This window comes from Sphingomonas phyllosphaerae FA2 (assembly GCF_000427645.1).
GTDB classification, from domain to species: Bacteria; Pseudomonadota; Alphaproteobacteria; order Sphingomonadales; family Sphingomonadaceae; genus Sphingomonas; species Sphingomonas phyllosphaerae.
The window spans coordinates 3,457,883-3,474,542 of record NZ_KE386571.1; the positions used below are offsets into that span (position 1 = coordinate 3,457,883).

Sequence of the window (16,660 nt, forward strand, 5' to 3'; positions counted from 1 at the left end):
AGCAGGGGAGGATTTTCACATGAACGGCCTGTCTCTTACGCCGATCGCGCGCCGCCGCTGGGCCGGCGCCAGCGCGCTCGCGCTGCTGGTCGCCACCCCGGCGCTGGCGCAGGAAGCGACGCCGCAGGCGGATGCGCCGACCGGCAATCCGACCGCCAAGGTCACCGCGACGCAGCCCGCGCCCGCCGCCGACCCGACCCCCGATGCCAACGCCAATCCCGATCCGACCGCGACCGGTGCGGACGAGATCGTCGTCACCGGCATCCGCGCCAGTCTCGCCAAGTCGGCGGACATCAAGCGCCGCTCGACGCTGATCGTCGACTCGGTGTCGGCCGAGGACGTCGGCAAGCTGCCCGACGTGTCGATCGCCGATTCGCTCGCGCGGCTGCCGGGCGTCACCGCGCAGCGCGTCGAAGGGCGTGACCAGAGCCTGTCGATCCGCGGGCTCGGCCCCGATTTCTCGACCACGTTGCTCAACGGTCGCGAGCAGGTGACGGTCGGCGACAACCGTGGCGTCGAGTTCGACCAGTACCCGTCGGAATTCTTCAGCAACGTCAACGTCTACAAGTCCGCCGACGCCTCGCTGATCGCGGCGGGCGTGTCGGGCACGGTCGATCTGCGAATGCTGCGTCCGCTCGACCAGAAGGACCGGCTGTTCATCGTCTCGGCGCGCGGCCAGCTCAACGGGATCGGCAAGCGCAATCCGGATGGCGAGCGCTGGGGCTATCGCGCCACCGCCACCTATGTCGACAAGTTCGCCAACGACACGCTCGGCATCGCGCTGGGCGTCGCGGCGCAGGAATCGCCGACCAATTACGACCGCTACGAGGCATGGGGCTATCCCAACCTCAACAACCTCTCGCAGAATTGCACCGGCGACGCGGCGGGGCCGTGCGTGCTGGGCGGCGCGAAGCCCTATGTGCAGTCGAACATGCTCAAGCGCTACGGCGGGGTGGGCACGATCGAATGGGCGCCGAGCGACGCGTTCCACTCGACCTTCGACGCGCTCTACACGCACTTCACCGAGACGCAGAAGCTGCGCGGGATCGAGTTCCCGCTCGCCTATAACGTCGCGCCGACCGCGGGGACGGTGACCGTCACCGACGGCTTCGTCGACAAAGCGACGTTCAGCCCGCAATATACCGTGCAGCGTAACGACCTCAACGACCGCAAGTCCGACATGTTCTCGCTCGGCTGGAACAACAATGTCCGGCTCAACGACGCGATCCAGCTCAACGTCGACGCCGCCTGGTCGCGCGCGACGCGGCAGGACGAGCTGATCGAGACCTATTCGGGCACCGGCTATGCCGGCTCCGGGCAGCGCGACACGATCACGATCACGCGCCAGAACAATGGCACCTACCAGATCGTCCCGACGCTGGATTACGCCGACACCAACATCATCCGCATCACCGATCCGGGCGGCTGGGGCTATAACGGCACCAACGCGGTCGTGCAGGCCGGCTTCCAGAACCGGCCGAAGTTCAGCGACGACCTGAAGTCGCTGCGCGCGAACCTGATCGGAGATTTCCAGGGCGCGCTGGGCGTCATCAAGGGCTGGGAGATCGGCGGCAATTATACGCATCGCGAGAAGAAGGCGCGCTTCACGTCGTATTTCTACTGCCCGCCCGGCGGCGGCACCAACTGCACCGTCGCGAGCGGCACGACGACTTCGATCGCGGTGCCCAGCGACGTGGTGCTCGACGAGCAGGTGTCGCTCGCCTTCCTCGGCGTACCGCGGATGCTGACGCTCGATCCGCGCGGCGTGCTCGGGCTGCTGACGCCGGTGTTCGACAACCGTCCGGAATCGCTCGCCAAGGTGTGGGGCGTGAAGGAGAAGGTGACGACCGGCTATGCCAAGCTGGTGATCGATGGCGAGGCCGGCGGCAAGGCGGTGAAGGGCTCGATCGGCGTGCAGGTCGTGCATACCGATCAAAGCTCGGACGGCCGGATCGCCGGGCTCAACGGCGGCGTCGTCACGCTGTCCGACGTGTCGGGTGGCGACAAATACACCAACGTCCTGCCCAGCGCGACCTTCTCGGTCGAGCTGATCCCGAACGGCTTCATCAAGATGGGCGCGTCGCAGACGATGGTGCGGCCGCGGCTCGACCAGGAGCGGATCTCGCAGAACGTCGCGATCACTCCCGGCAACGTCGGCGCGGGCTCCGATCCGCTGCGCAGCCCGTTCTCCTCGGACGGCGGCAATGCCGAGCTGCGCCCGTACAAGTCGACCAATATTGACCTGTCGCTGGAAAAGTACTTCCGCGCCGGTGGCTATGTCGCGCTGTCGGGCTATTTCAAGCACCTGACCGACTATGTCGATCCGAACAACAACGTGCTGTACGACTTCTCGCCGTTGCTTTCGTCGCTGACGCCGGCGCAGCAGGCGATCGTGCAGGCGCAGAACGCGCAGTTCGGGCTGTTCAAGAACCCGGCCAACTCGGGGCGTGGCGAGATCATGGGTGCGGAGGCGACCGCGTCGCTGCCGCTGCGCATGGTCACCACCGCGCTCGACGGCTTCGGGCTGTTCGGCAGCGGCAGCTACACGCACTCGGCGGTCCGCTACGACAGTTCGCCCGCAACGGTGCAGACGGTGCCGGGGTTGTCGAAGTGGGTGCTCAACGGCACGGCGTACTTCGAGAAGAATGGTTTCCAGGCGCGCGCGACCTATCGCTATCGCTCGAGCTTCCTCGCCGAAGTGCGCGGGCTGTCGGCGACGCCCGAGCTGAACACCGCCAAGGGCGAGACGATCCTCGACGCGCAGATCGGCTATGAATTCCAGAGCGGTCCGTTGCAGGGGCTGACGATCCTCGCGCAGGCCAAGAACCTGACCGATCAGGAGTTCTTCCAATACACCAACGGCGACCCGCGGCAGGTGCGGCGTTACCAGCGCTACGGGACGGACTATTATCTCGGGCTGACCTACCGGTTCTGATCCCGAGCCGTCATCCCGGACTTGATCCGGGATCCCGCTTCTTCCTTTAACGTCGAGAAAGAAGCGGGGCCCCGGATCAAGTCCGGGGCGACGGGTTATGCCGACGCGCGCACCATCAGCGTCGCGGGGAGCATGACGTTCTCGGTGGTCTCGCCCGCGATCTGGCGGACGAGCGTATCGACCAGCAGCGCCCCGGCGCGCGCATAATCCTGCGCCACCGTCGTCAGTGGCGGGCGCGAGAGGCGCGCGGCGGGGATGTCGTCGAACCCCGCCACTGCCACATCCTCGGGCACGCGTCGCCCCGCCTCGTCGAGCGCCCGCAACGCCCCCAATGCGATCAGATCGGAGGCGGCGAACAGCGCGTCGAAGGGGATGTCGCGCGCGAGCAGCCGGCGGGTCGCGTCATAGCCGACCTGCTCCGACGACAGCGCATCGACATGCAGGCCGGGATCGACCGGCAGCCCCGCGCCGCGCAGCACATCGCACAGGCCGCGGTAGCGGTCGCGGAATTCGGGATAATGGTCGCTCGCCGTCCCGACGAAGGCGACATTCTTCCGCCCGCGGTTCAGCAGATGGCGCGCCACGTCGCGCCCGCCGCCGATATTGTCGCAGCCGAGCACCAGCCCGAGCCCGTTCGGCTCCACCGACCCCCAGCGCACGTAGCGCGTCTTCTGCCCGACCAATTGCTCCAGCCGGACGCGATAGGTTTCCCAGTCGCCATAGCCGAGCAGGATCAGCCCGTCGGCCTTGCGGCTGTCCTCGTAATCCTTGTGCCAGTCCGCCGACAATTGTTGGAACGAGGTGAGCAGATCGTAGCCGCGCAGCGCGCAGGTTTTCAGGATCGAGCCGAGCATCGACAGGAAGAATGGGTTGATCGCGGTCGCGTCGGGCAGCGGGTCCTCGAAGAACAGCAGCGCCAGCGTCTTCGCCTCGCCGCGGCGCAGCGACGAGGCGGCGCGGTCGACCTTGTAGCCGAGCTGCTCAGCGATCGCGGCGATCCGCAGCCGCGTTGCCGCGCTGACCGTGCGGTCGCCACGCAGCGCGCGCGACACCGTTGGCTGCGAGACGCCCGCGGCGGCGGCGATGTCGAAGGAGGTGACGCGGTCGGACAGCGGAGGCGGCTCTTGCGAGGGAAAGGCGCATCCTACCCTGCGGCGCATGGGCTGTGAATACGTATGCTGCGCGCTTGGCAAAGTGGCGACCGGCTGCGCATCACGCCGCGATCGGGAGAGAGACGCCATGAAGAGCATCGTCGCGGGCGCACTAGCCGTCATGGGCGCCAGCATAATTCATCCAGCCGTTCGTGCTGAGGAGAGGCTGAGCGAAGTCGAAGCCTCGTCTCGAAGCATCTGTCCCGGGACACATACCCTTCGAGACGCCGTTTCGACGTCGTTCGACGGCTCCTCAGGGCGAACGGCGGTGGTATGTCCGTTGGCCGCGAACGTCGCACCCAGCGATGATCGCCCCGCCGCAGGACAAGACTATCGCGCGCGCCTGCCGCAGGACGAGGTGATCTATTTCGCGCTTCCCGACCGCTTCGACAACGGCGATCCCGCCAACGATCGCGGCGGGCTGACCGGCGACCGGCTGCGCACCGGCTATGATTCGACGGCGAAGGGCTTCTACCACGGCGGCGACCTCAAGGGGCTGACGCGCCGGCTCGACTATATCGTGGCGCTCGGCGCGACCGCGATCTGGGTCGGGCCGATCTTCCGCAACAAGCCCGTGCAGGGGCCGAAGGGGCAGGAGAGCGCCGGCTATCACGGTTACTGGATCACCGATTTCGAGCATGTCGATCCGCATTTCGGCACCGACGCCGACTTCGCGGCGCTGGTCACGACGGCGCACGCGCGGGGGATGAAGGTCTATATGGACATCATCGTCAACCACACCGCCGACGTGATCCGCTATCGAGAGTGCGGCGACTGCGCGTATCGGTCGCGCGCCGACTATCCGTATCGGCGGCGCGGCGGGGTGAACGGTTCCGCGATCAACCCCGGCTTTGCGGGCGATCAGGTGCAGACCGCGGCCAATTTCGCCAAGCTGACCGATCCGACCTATGCCTACACGCCTTACATTCCGAAAGGTGAGGAGCGCGCCAAGTCGCCGGCGTGGCTCAACGACGTCACGCTCTACCACAATCGCGGCAACACCACGTTCCGCAACGAAAATTCGACGATGGGCGATTTCGTCGGGCTCGACGATCTGATGACCGAGAACCCGCGCGTCGTGGCGGGAATGATCGACATCTTCGGTGGCTGGATCGATCGCTTCGGCGTCGACGGCTTCCGCATCGACACCGCGCGCCACGTCAATCCCGAGTTCTGGCAGGCATTCGTGCCCGCAATGCAGGCGCGCGCCACCGCGCGCGGCATTCCCAACTTCCACATCTTCGGCGAGGTCGCCGCCGATCAGCTCGACGCCGGCCCGCTCGCGGTCCACACCCGCGTCGACAGGCTGCCCGCAGTGCTCGACTTCGCGTTCCGCCGCGCGGTGCTCGACACCGTCGCGGGTACGCGCGGGACCGATGCCTTCGAAACGCTGATCGCGGGCGACGCGCTCTACGAGGGCGGCGCGGCGGCGGCGGAGCGCTTGCCGACCTTCGTCAGCAACCACGACAACGGCCGCTTCGCGTTCTTCGTGCGACAGGCGTTTCCCAAGGCCGATGATGCCGAGGTGCTGAAGCGCACGATGCTCGCCAACGCGATGCTGCTGACGCTGCGCGGCGTGCCGACGATCTATTCGGGCGACGAACAGGGCTTCACCGGCGACGGCGGCGATCAGGATGCGCGCGAGGACATGTTCGCCAGCCACGTCGCCAGCTACAACGACAATCGCCTGCTCGGCACCGACACGACCACCGCCACCGCGCATTTCGGGCGGGACAATCCGCTGTTCCGCCAGATCGCGACGCTGGCGCGGGTGCGGCGTGCGCAACCGGCGCTGACGCGTGGGCGCACGCTGCTGCGCGCGCGGGAGGAAACGCCGGGGCTGCTTGCGGTGTCGCGCATCGATCCGGCGACCGGGCGCGAGATCCTGCTCGCGTTCAACACCGCCACCACCCCGCTCGACCGGTTGGTCGAGGTGACCGGCGCGGGCAAGGCGACGACGCTTGCCGGGGCGGGCTGCGCCGCGCAGACCGCCGTGCCGGGATCGTTGCGCGTCCGCCTTCCTGCTTTAGGCTATGCCGTCTGCGCGATCGGAGAAACCCGATGACCTATCCGTGGTGGCAGGGTGCCGCCGTCTACCAGATCTATCCGCGCAGCTTCGCCGATGCCAACGGCGACGGCGTCGGCGACTTGCGCGGGATCACCGCGCATCTCGATCATGTCGCGTCGCTGGGCGTCGATGCGATCTGGATCTCGCCTTTCTACACCTCGCCGATGGCCGACTTCGGCTATGACGTGGCGGATTATTGCGACGTCGATCCGGTGTTCGGGACGCTCGCCGATTTCGACGCGCTGATCGCGCGCGCGCACGATCTGGGGCTGCGCGTCATCACCGATCAGGTGTGGTCGCACACCTCGGACCGGCACGCGTGGTTCGTGCAGAGCCGCGCCGCGCGCGATGGCGACAAGGCCGACTGGTACGTCTGGGCAGATGCCAAAGCGGACGGATCGCCGCCCAACAACTGGCAGTCGGTATTCGGCGGCCCGGCGTGGACGTGGGACGCGCGCCGCCAGCAATATTACCTCCACACCTTCCTCAAGGAACAGCCGCAGCTCAACGTCCGCAACCCGGCGGTGCAGGACGCTTTGCTCGGCGTCGGGCGCTTCTGGCTCGATCGCGGCGTCGACGGGTTCCGGCTCGACGCGATCAACCATGCGATGGGCGCGGCCGACCTGCGCGACAATCCGCCCGCCGCGCCGTCGAACAAGCCGCGCACGCGCTCGTTCGATTTCCAGCAGAAGACGTACAGCCAGGACCAGCCCGACATGCTGCCGTTCGTCGAACGCATCCGCGCGCTGACCGACGAATATGACGCGCGCTTCTCGGTCGCGGAGATCGGCGGCGACGAAAGCGACTGGGTGCGTAAGGCCTATACGCAGCCGGGGCGGCTGGAGACCGCTTATGGCTTCGACTTCCTCTACGCCGATCACCTGACCCCGGCGGCGGTGCGCGCCGCGTTGTCGCAATGGCCGGGCGCGGAGGGCGAGGGCTGGCCGAGCTGGGCATTCGAGAACCACGACGCGCCGCGCGCGGTGTCGCGCTGGGCGCTGCCCGAGCATCGCGACGCCTTCGCGCGCGCCAAGATGATGCTGCTGGCGGGGCTGCGCGGCAACATCTTCCTGTACCAAGGCGAGGAGCTGGGGCTGACGCAGACCGCGGTGCCGTTCGAGAAATTGCGCGATCCCGAGGCGATCGCCAACTGGCCGCTGACGCTCAGCCGCGACGGCGCGCGGACGCCGATGCCGTGGTCGGCGGAGGCAGCAGGGCATGGCTTTACCAGCGGCGAGCCGTGGCTACCGTTCGGCAGCGATCATGCCGCGATGGCGGTCGACGTGCAGGAGGCGGAGCCCGGGTCGCTGTTGCAGTGGACGCGGCGCGTGCTGGCGGTACGGCGCGCTTTGCCGGCGTTGCGCTGGGGGACGCTGCGGTTTTTGGATGCGCCGCGCGATGTGGTCGCGTTCGAGCGGGTGCATGACGGCGAGCGGTTGCTGTGCGTGGTGAACCTGTCGCCGGAGTCGAGTGAGGTGGCGGTGACGTATGGTGAGGTGCTGCTGGCGTGTGGCGTCGAGGGCTCGCGCTTCGCGGGCTATGGCGCGCTGATTGCGAGGGCGGCGTGACGGCCGCCCCGAACCTGACCCGTCACCCCGGCGGAGGCCGGGGCCCAGGTGGGAGACGTCTCCGCATTTCACGAGCCGCCCGCCACTGGACCCCGGCCTCCGCCGGGGTGACGGGTGGTTGGTGGGGTGACGGCGTGGCCATCAAGGAACGTAGCGCATGACCACCCCCCGCCGCCGCCATCAATCGCTCGCCGGGCTGGCGAACATCTCGTTCGGCTTCTTCGGTATCCAGATCGGCTTCGCGCTCCAGAACGCGAACATGAGCCGCATCTTCCAGTCGCTCGGCACCTCGCTCGACGACCTCCCGGCGCTGTGGGTCGCCGCGCCGCTCACCGGGTTGCTCGTCCAGCCGGTGATCGGGCATTTGAGCGATCGGACGTGGCTCGGCCGCTTTGGGCGGCGGCGGCCATATTTCCTCGCCGGCGCGCTGCTCGCCGCGCTGTCGCTGTTCGTGATGCCGCTCAGCCCGGCGCTGCTCGTCGCGGCGTTGATGCTGTGGGTGCTCGACGCGTCGCTCAACATCTCGATGGAGCCGTTCCGCGCCTTCGTCGGCGACATGCTCGACCGCGACCAGCATGCCGCGGGCTATGGCGTGCAGACCGCGTTCATCGGCGCGGGCGCGGTGTTTGGGTCGATCTTCCCGTGGCTGCTCGAACAGGCCGGCGTCTCGAACGTCGCGCCGCCGGGACAGATTCCCGACTCGGTCAAGTTCGCCTTCTGGTTCGGCGGCGCGGCGCTGCTCGCCAGCGTGCTGTGGACCGTGGTGACGACCCGCGAATATTCGCCCGCCGAGATGGCGGCCTTCGACGGCGCGGCGGAGGCCGACGACGGCAGCACCGCCCGTGTGCTCGCCGCACGGCGCGCGACCGCGCCGCTGTTGTGGATCGCGGCGGGCGCGGCGGTGGTCGTGCTGGTCGCGCTCGCCGGGCTGGAGAAGGAAATGTACCTGCTCGGCGCATTGCTGGCGGGCTATGGCGCGGCGAGCCTCGTCGCGATCCGTGCGGCGCGGGCCGGGCGTTCGCCGGGACTGCTCGGGCATATCGTCGGTGATTTCGCAGGCATGCCGCCGCTGATGAAGCGGCTGGCGGTCGTCCAGTTCTTCAGCTGGTCGGCGCTGTTCATCATGTGGATCAACACCACGCCGGTCGTGACGCAGGTGTTCTTCGCCGCGCCCGACGCGGCGAGCCCGGCGTATCAGCGCGGCGCGAACTGGGTCGACGTGCTGTTCGCGACCTATAACGGCGTCGCGGCGGTCTCGGCGCTGGTGCTGCTGCCGTGGCTGTCGGCGCGGATCGGCAAGGCGCGGACGCATGTCGTCGGCTTGCTGTGCGGGGCGGCGGGGTTCGCGAGCATCTTCGTGATGCCCGACGCGCACTGGCTGATCGTCAGCGAGATCGGGATCGGCATTGCCTGGTCGACGATTCTCGCGATGCCCTATGCGATCCTGGCCTCGGCGCTGCCGCAGCGCAAGCTCGGCATCTACATGGGATTGTTCAATGTCTTCGTCGTGACGCCGCAATTGCTGGTCGCGACGGTGATGGGCTCGATCACCCGCCACTTCTTCCCGACCGAGCCGATCTGGACGATGGCCTTCGCCGCGGTGACGATGGCTGGCGCGGCGGTCGCGATGGTGCGGGTGCGGGAATAGGGCGGGCGTCTTCCCGTTCAGCTCGTCATTGCGAGCGTAGCGAAGCAATCCTGGGCCGGATCAGGACGCCCTGGATTGCTTCGCTACGCTCGCAATGACGGAATAAAGCTTACTCTACGAACGGCTCGACGCTGATGTGCCGGCCGCGCAGGAACACGTCCGCCACCGCGCGCAGCGGCGAGACGTCGACGTCCGACACGCCCGCGCGCACGATCGCGCCGAAGCGGTGGTAGAGCCCCGGATATTCGCCGTGCAGGTCGGCGTCGTGCGCCAGCGCTTCCTTGCCGTCGATCGTCAGCACCGATCCGCCCTTCGACAGCAGCAGCGTGCCGTCGTCGGTTTCGACCTCGATATCCCAATGCTGCGGGCCCTCCTGGCGGAAGTCCAGGTCCATCGCGATCTCGGCCCCGGCGGTGTCGCGGAAGGCGACGCGCGCCGCGATCGGCGCCGCGCGGTTCGACGGCACGTCCAGCTCGGCGGTCTCGACGAAGAACGGTCGCGGCAGGATGCGCGTCGCGATCGACAGCGCGTTGATGCCGGGATCGAACACGCCGAAGCCGCCCGGCTCCCAGATCCAGTCCTGCCCCGGATGCCAGACGCGCACGTCCTCGCGCCAGGTGATCTTGGCGCGCTTCACCTCGCGCTCGGCGAGCCACGCGCGCGCCGGCTCGACCCCGTCGGCGTAGCGCGAGTGCCAGCTCGCGAACAGGCTGACGCCCCTCGCCGCGGCGGCGTCGCGCAGCGCGATCACCTCGGCGAGCGTCGCGCCCGGCGGCTTTTCGAGGAAGACGTGCCAGCCCTGCTCGATGCAGAATTGCGCGATCGCGCGGCGCACCTGCGGCGGGGTGCACAGCGACACCGCGTCCACTTCCAGCCCGCTCTTGGCGAGTTCGTAGACGTCGCGGAAGAACGGCAGGCCGTTCACGCTCTCGCCGCTGCGGCTGACGGTGGCGACGAGGTCGAAGCTCTGGCCGGCAGCGATCGCGGGCAAATGCTGGTCGTGGGCGATCTTGCCCATGCCGACCAGCGCGAGGCGGATCGGCGCGGTCACAGCGCGCGCACCACGACCGGCGCATCGGCCGCATCGGTCAGCGTGTTGCGCAAGGGGAGCGCGAACGGTGCGGCGGCGATCTCGAACACGTCACCGGTCTGCGTCTTCACGCCATCGGCGACCGACAGCGTCGCGGTGCCGAAGAAATGCACGTGGACGTCGCCCGGCCGGCGGAACCCGGCATATTTGAAGTGATGGTGCTCCAGATTGGCGAGGTGGTGCGACATATTGTCCTCGCCGGTCAGGAACGGCTTTTCCCACAACGTCTGACCGTCGCGGACGATCTTGCTGGTGCCGCGGATGTCGGCCGGCGGCGTGCCGAGCAGCAATTCCGCGCCCAGCGACGCCTGCCGCAGCTTCGAATGCGCGAGCCACAGGTAATTGTGCTTCTCGGTCACATGGTCGCTGAACTCGTTGGCGAGCGCGACGCCGAGGCGATACGGCGTGCCGTCGTCACCAATCAGATAAATGCCGGCCAGCTCGGGCTCTTCGCCGCCGTCCTGCGCGAAAGTGGGCGACGCGAACGGCGCTTCCGGCGCGACCAGCGATTGCCCGTCGCCCTTGTAGAACCACTCCGGCTGCTGCCCGACGATTCCCTCTGCGGGCTTGCCGCCCTCGACGCCTTCGAGGAACATCCGCATCGAATCGGTCTGGTGCTCGGCCGACGAGGCCGCCTTGTGCATCGCGTCGCGCCCCGATGCCGAGCCGAGATGCGTCAGCCCGGTGCCCGCCAGCATCAGCCGCGCGCTGTCCTCGTGATCGATCGCGGGCAGCAAATGCCCGGCATTCAGCTCGGCAGCGATGTCGACCGACTCGTCGCTGCGGCGCTGCGCTGCGGCCTCGGCGAGCGTCGTGCCCGCGGCGATCGCCGCCAGTGCCAGCCCGCGGGTCGTCTCGACACCGGTCAGGAAGACCGCGCGGTCGCCCTCGGCGAGAATGACGCGGCGACGCCCGTCGTCACCGCGATGTTGAAGCAGACGGGTATCGGTCATGCGAGGTCCTTGAGCGCGGAAAGATAGCGGCGCGCCTCAGCGGCGACCGCGTCGGCAGACTTGCCGGGACGATAGAGGTTGGAGCCGAGCCCGAAGCCGTCGGCCCCGGCGGCGCGCCATTCGGCGACATTCTCGGGCACGATCCCGCCAACCGCGAGCATCCGCAGCGCCTTGGGCAGCACCGCGCGCTGCGCCTTGAGATAGCCGGGCGTGGTGCCGTCGGCGGGGAACAGCTTCAGCGCGGTCGCGCCGGCCGCCAGCGCGGCGAAGCCCTCGCTGGGCGTGAAATAGCCGGGCATCGAGATCATGCCCCGGGCGGCGGTGGCGGCGATGACGTCGGTGTTGACGTTGGGCGAGACGATCAGCGTGCCGCCGATATCATGAACCCGCGCGACGTCCTCGACGGTCAGCACCGTGCCCGCGCCGATCATCGCGCGGTCGCCGACGCGCTCGATCAGCAGCTTGATGCTGTCGAACGGATCGGGCGAGTTGAGCGGCACCTCGATCAGCGTGAAGCCGGCATCGACCAAAGCATCGCCGACCGCGGGCGCCTCGGCCGGGGTCAACCCGCGCAGGATCGCGACCAGCGGCGCGGCGGTGAAGGCGGCGTCGAAGCGCGTATGTGTCTCGGTCATCGTGTCATTTCCCACAGGCGGTGGATACCGGCGGCAAACGCGCGCTCGCTGTCGAGCGTCACCGGCGTGCCGCCGCATTGCCGGATCGCGGCGGCATAGAGATCGGCGAGCGCGCCACCGGCGAGCAACTGGACGGTGCGCCCCGCAAGATCCTCGCGCGCGCCGACGTCGGCGCCAATCAGCACCCCGCTCGCAAACGCCGCCGCATCGTCGGGGGCGAGCCGCCCGAGCAGCACGCGCGCACGCACCTCGAACAGCGCCACGGTCAGATCGCGCGCGCCGGCGCCACGCGCCAGCCCGTCCTGGAACGCCGCGCCGTCCGCGACCGCGCCGTCGAGCATGCCGGACAGGATGCCATGCCCGCGCAGCAGCGCGAACAGTTCGCCGGTCAGCGCGGTGGCGATATCGGTGACGCGCCCGGCTTCGGTCGCGATCCACTTGTTGTGCGTGCCCGGCTGGCAGAACAACGCGTCGGCGGGGGCGAGCCCGGCGGCGATCGCGCCGAGCACCTGGACCTCCTCGCCGCGCATCACGTCGGCGCGCGCCGCGCCGCGCAACGCGACCCCCGGCACCAGTGTCGCCGCGGCGTCGTCGATCGTCAGACAGCCTGCCGCGAGCGTGTCCAGCCCGGCAGGCGCATCGACATACGGCACCTCGCGCCAGCCGCGGTTCGATCCGACCATCCCGGCCGCGATCACCGGCAGCTCGCCAAGCGTGGCGCGGATCGCGCCGATCTCCGCCGGATAATCCTCCGGCGTCAGCGACAGGATGCCGCGCGCGTCCTTGATCGACGCCTCCGCCACGCCCGCGGCGGACATCCGCCACGCACGCCGGTTCGTCGTTCCCCAATCGATGGCGATGTAGCCGCCCGACACGTCATCCTCCCATTTATTTGTAGGACATAAAGCCTTCCGCGACGAGGTCAAGGCTGTGCGCCGCCCGTGTGATCCTGTAGGCCGACCCATTCGGGACAATGGAGAGACAGATGACCGAAGTGCGGACGTTGTGGCGCGGCGCGGCGATGCTGGGCGAAGGCCCGGCCTGGGATCCGATGCAGAAGGTCCTGTGGTTCGTCGATATCAAGCAGCAGCGCGTGCATCGCTACGATCCGGTTTCCGGCGAGGTCGCGGCCTGGGCGGCACCGGCGCAGGTCGGCTGGGTGCTGCCCGGCGGGGGCGGCGCGTTGCTCGCGGGGTTGCAGACCGGGCTCGCGCGCTTCGATCCCGACACCGGCGAGTTCTCGCACGTTGCCGACGTCGAGCCGGACCTGCCGGGCAATCGCCTCAACGATGCGACGGTCGCGCAGGACGGGTCGGTCTATTTCGGGTCAATGGACGACGGCGAAAGCGCGATCACCGGGCGCGTCCATCGTTGGGACGGGCAGCAGGTGACCACCACCGCGATCGATCCGGTCGCGATCACCAACGGCCCTGCGCTGTCGCCCGACGGGGCGACGTTGTACCACGTCGATACGCTGGGCGGCGTGATCCATGCCGTCGCGCTGTCGCCCGACGGCACGACCGGCGCGGCGCGCGTGTTCGCGACGATCGACCCGGCCGATGGTCACCCGGACGGCGTGACGGTCGATTCGGGTGGCAACGTCTGGGTGGGGCTGTGGGGCGGCTGGTGCGCGCGCTGCTACGCGCCCGACGGGTCTTTGCGCCAGGAGGTGAAGCTGCCCGCCGCCAACATCACCAAGATCGCGCTCGGCGGCCCGGATCTGAAGACGGCGTTCGCGACCAGCGCGCGCAAGGGCCTCGACGACGCCGCACTGGCGGACCAGCCCGACGCGGGCGGGTTGTTCGCGTTCGACGTCGAGGTAGCGGGCCAGCCGCTCGCACCGGCGCGGTTCGGCTGACACGAAAAGGCCGGCGGCTCGCGGGAGCCGCCGGCCTTCCTTTTACCCGTCATCCCGGACTTGATCCGGGATCCCGCTTCTTCCTTCTTTGGCCAAGAAGAAGCGGGGCCGCGGATCAAGTCCGGGGCGACGAAGCTCAGTGCACCGTCTCGTCCACCGGCACGTCGGGCAGCGCGTTGGTCGCCTTGGCGCCCCACAATGCATAGAACAGAATGTACAGCTCACACGCCGCGGTCAGCAGGAACGACGGCTGCAGGCCGTAAGCATCGGCCAGCTTGCCCTGCACCACCACCAGCGCACCGCCGGCGATCGCCATGATCAGCAGCCCCGAACCTTCCTCGGTCAGCGGCCCCAGCCCCTTGATGCCGAGCGTGAAGATCGTCGGGAACATGATCGAGTGGAACAGCCCGACCGAAATCAGCGCCCACATCGCGACCGGCCCGGTCGTGAAGACGGTGATGAGCATGACGACGAACGCGCCGATCGAGAAGGCGGCGAGCACCGTCTCCGCCGGGATGCGCTGCATGATCGCGGAGCCCGCGAAGCGCCCGATCATCATCCCGCCCCACAGGAAGGTCAGGTAACGCCCGGCCTGTTCGGCGGTGATGTTGGCGATCTGCGGCTGGCTGACGAAGTTCACGAACAGGTTGGCGACGCCGATCTCGGCGATCAGATAGATGAAGATCGCCGGGATGCCGAACACCAGATTGCGGTGCTTCCACAGCGAGTGGTTCTTGCGATCCTCCTTGGCGACGCGGCTCGTCGAGGAGCCCATCGCCGGCAGCGGGAAGCGCGCGATGACGACGGCGAGCACGACCAGCACGATCGCGACCAGCACATAGGGCAGGACCACCGACTGCGCATCGGCCAGCCGCTCCGCCTCGGTCAGCACCGTGCCCGTCGCGGCGGTGCCGCCCTTCGAACGGCCGAGGATCAGATACGCACCGAACAGCGGCGCGAGCATCGTCCCCGCCGAGTTGAGCGCCTGCACCAGATTGAGGCGCGACGAGGCGGTCTCGGCCGGGCCGATCACCGCGACGTATGGATTGGCGGCGACCTGCAACAGCGTGATGCCGCTGGCGATCACGAACAGCATGACCAGTGTCACGCCATAGCTCGGCAGGCTGGCGGCGAGCACCATGCCCAAAGCGCCCGCGGCCATGATGAGCAGGCCGACGACCAGCGACTTCTGGTAACCGATCCGCTCGATCAGCTTGGCGGCGGGGATCGAGGCGAAGAAATAGGCGATGAACCAGACGCTTTCGATCAGCGTCGTCTGCGTGTAGTTCAGGTCGAACACGCTGCGCAGGTGGGGCAGCAGCGTGTTGTTGATGACGGTGATGAACCCCCACATGAAGAACAGGCTGGCCAGCAGCGTCAGCGCGCGGCCATAGCCGGGCATTGCGCCGCCTGTGCTGCCACCCGCGCGCGCCGCGCCCGGTGAAATGGGGGGTCCGGCCATCATCCTCTCCTCAACCTGATCATGTTCGCGCGGCGGGGTTGCGCCGCATAGATATGTCTGACTATATTCGCCGCGAAGAAGCGGTCAATGCGGCAAACGCTGTTGGCTGGCAAGTGCGGGAGGGGTGTCGGTGAGCATTTCAGTGACGCGTTGGAGTGTGGGCGCAGGCATGGCGCTGGCGGGTGTTTTGGCGGCCTCTTCGGCCTCGGCGGCGACCGCCGAGCGCGCCGCGTTTGGAACCTTGCCCGATGGCACCGCGATCGAGGCGGTAACGCTCAAGGGCAGCAACGGCGTCAGCGCGCGGATCATGACGCTCGGCGCGACGCTCCAGTCGTTCAACGCGCCCGACCGCAACGGCAAGGTCGCCGACATCACGCTCGGCTATGACGATGCCGCCAGCTACGTCACCAACCCCAATTTCTGGGGCCAGACCGTCGGCCGCTACGCCAACCGCATCGCAGGCGGCAAGTTCACGATCGACGGCAAGGCGTATCAGCTGCCGCTGAACGACAAGACCAACTCGCTGCACGGCGGGACCAAGGGCTTCGACAAATATATCTGGCGGATCGCGTCGGTGAAGTCGGGCGCGCAGGCGAGCGTGACGATGGTGATCACCAGCCCGGCGGGCGATCAGGGCTATCCTGGCACGCTTCAGGTCTCGGCGACCTACAGCCTCGACGATAACGGCGCGCTGACGATCGACCTGGATGCGAAGACCGATGCCGCGACGGTCGTCAACCTGACCAACCACGCGCTGTTCGATCTGGCGGGCGAGGGCTCGGCGGCGGGCATCTATCCGCAGAAGCTGACGATCCCGGCGGCGCGCTACACGCCGGTCAACGCGGCGCTGATCCCGACCGGTGAACTGGCGCCGGTGGCCGGCACGGTGTTCGACTTCACCAAACCGCGCGCGATCGGCCAGAGCGTCCGCGATGGCAGCGATCCGCAGATCGTGGTCGGCCGCGGCTACGACCACAATTTCGTGCTCGACAAGGGCGCGACCAAGGAGCCGGGGCTGGCGGCGCGCGTCGAGGATCCGGCGTCGGGCCGCGTGCTCGAAGTGCTGACCACCGAGCCGGGCGTGCAATTCTATTCCGGCAATTTCATCGACGGCAGCTTCGTCGGCAAGCAGCGCCATGTGTATCGCATGGGTGACGGCTTCGCGCTGGAACCGCAGAAATTCCCGAACACCCCCAACCAGCCGTCGTTCGGCTCGGCGCGGGTCGATCCGGGCAAGCCCTATCATCACCGCATGGTGTACCGCGTCTCGGTGGCGCGCTGATCCCCGGAGT

Annotated in this window: 12 protein-coding genes; 6 read left to right on the forward strand and 6 right to left on the reverse strand. The window is 68.3% G+C overall.

Annotation, left to right across the window (positions count from 1 at the left end; all coding sequences use genetic code 11):
* Window positions 1-19: 19 nt before the first annotated feature.
* Entirely contained in the window at window positions 20-2,935 is a 2,916-nt protein-coding gene (locus SPHPH_RS0116820; RefSeq protein ID WP_051273081.1) for a TonB-dependent receptor, read from the forward strand.
* Window positions 2,936-3,030: 95 nt separating this feature from the next.
* On the opposite strand, the gene SPHPH_RS0116825 is transcribed toward SPHPH_RS0116820, so the two are convergent.
* A complete protein-coding gene (locus SPHPH_RS0116825) occupies window positions 3,031-4,095 on the reverse strand; it encodes a LacI family DNA-binding transcriptional regulator (RefSeq protein WP_051273083.1) in 1,065 nt (354 codons plus the stop codon).
* A gap of 271 nt (window positions 4,096-4,366) precedes the next feature.
* On the opposite strand from SPHPH_RS0116825, the gene SPHPH_RS0116830 reads away from it, so the two are divergent.
* The 3 genes from SPHPH_RS0116830 to SPHPH_RS0116840 all read left to right on the forward strand — a co-directional run bounded on the left by SPHPH_RS0116830 (window position 4,367) and on the right by SPHPH_RS0116840 (window position 9,370).
* Window positions 4,367-6,151, forward strand: coding sequence for an alpha-amylase family glycosyl hydrolase (locus SPHPH_RS0116830; protein ID WP_051273085.1), 1,785 nt, complete (start codon window positions 4,367-4,369; stop codon window positions 6,149-6,151).
* On the forward strand, window positions 6,148-7,722 hold the full coding sequence (locus SPHPH_RS0116835) for an alpha-glucosidase family protein (RefSeq protein ID WP_028967746.1): 1,575 nt from the start codon (window positions 6,148-6,150) through the stop codon (window positions 7,720-7,722). The genes SPHPH_RS0116830 and SPHPH_RS0116835 overlap by 4 nt, the downstream gene beginning before the upstream one ends.
* 157 nt (window positions 7,723-7,879) lie before the next feature.
* The gene (locus SPHPH_RS0116840; RefSeq protein WP_028967747.1) at window positions 7,880-9,370 is read left to right on the forward strand and encodes an MFS transporter; all 1,491 of its coding nucleotides are present in this window, start codon (window positions 7,880-7,882) and stop codon (window positions 9,368-9,370) included.
* Window positions 9,371-9,479: 109 nt separating this feature from the next.
* On the opposite strand, the gene SPHPH_RS0116845 is transcribed toward SPHPH_RS0116840, so the two are convergent.
* Genes SPHPH_RS0116845 through SPHPH_RS0116860 form a run of 4 tightly spaced genes read right to left on the reverse strand, consistent with a single transcriptional unit; the run spans window position 9,480 to window position 12,923 of the window.
* Window positions 9,480-10,421, reverse strand: coding sequence for a Gfo/Idh/MocA family protein (locus SPHPH_RS0116845; RefSeq protein ID WP_028967748.1), 942 nt, complete (start codon window positions 10,419-10,421; stop codon window positions 9,480-9,482).
* The gene (gene araD1 / locus SPHPH_RS0116850; protein ID WP_028967749.1) at window positions 10,418-11,413 is read right to left on the reverse strand and encodes an AraD1 family protein; all 996 of its coding nucleotides are present in this window, start codon (window positions 11,411-11,413) and stop codon (window positions 10,418-10,420) included. The genes SPHPH_RS0116845 and araD1 overlap by 4 nt, the downstream gene beginning before the upstream one ends.
* Window positions 11,410-12,048 (reverse strand): 2-dehydro-3-deoxy-6-phosphogalactonate aldolase, encoded by a 639-nt coding sequence (locus SPHPH_RS0116855; protein WP_028967750.1) that lies wholly within the window; start codon window positions 12,046-12,048, stop codon window positions 11,410-11,412. The genes araD1 and SPHPH_RS0116855 overlap by 4 nt, the downstream gene beginning before the upstream one ends.
* Entirely contained in the window at window positions 12,045-12,923 is an 879-nt protein-coding gene (locus SPHPH_RS0116860) for a 2-dehydro-3-deoxygalactonokinase (RefSeq protein ID WP_028967751.1), read from the reverse strand. The genes SPHPH_RS0116855 and SPHPH_RS0116860 overlap by 4 nt, the downstream gene beginning before the upstream one ends.
* 110 nt (window positions 12,924-13,033) lie before the next feature.
* Here SPHPH_RS0116860 and SPHPH_RS0116865 point away from each other — a divergent pair, with 110 nt between their 5' ends.
* Entirely contained in the window at window positions 13,034-13,906 is an 873-nt protein-coding gene (locus SPHPH_RS0116865; protein ID WP_028967752.1) for an SMP-30/gluconolactonase/LRE family protein, read from the forward strand.
* A gap of 136 nt (window positions 13,907-14,042) precedes the next feature.
* On the opposite strand, the gene SPHPH_RS0116870 is transcribed toward SPHPH_RS0116865, so the two are convergent.
* Entirely contained in the window at window positions 14,043-15,368 is a 1,326-nt protein-coding gene (locus tag SPHPH_RS0116870; protein WP_028967753.1) for a sugar MFS transporter, read from the reverse strand.
* Window positions 15,369-15,537: 169 nt separating this feature from the next.
* Between SPHPH_RS0116870 and SPHPH_RS0116875 the strand changes: the two genes are divergently transcribed.
* Window positions 15,538-16,650: an aldose epimerase family protein gene (locus tag SPHPH_RS0116875; protein ID WP_051273087.1), complete on the forward strand. Its 1,113-nt coding sequence runs from the start codon at window positions 15,538-15,540 to the stop codon at window positions 16,648-16,650.
* Window positions 16,651-16,660: the final 10 nt, after the last annotated feature.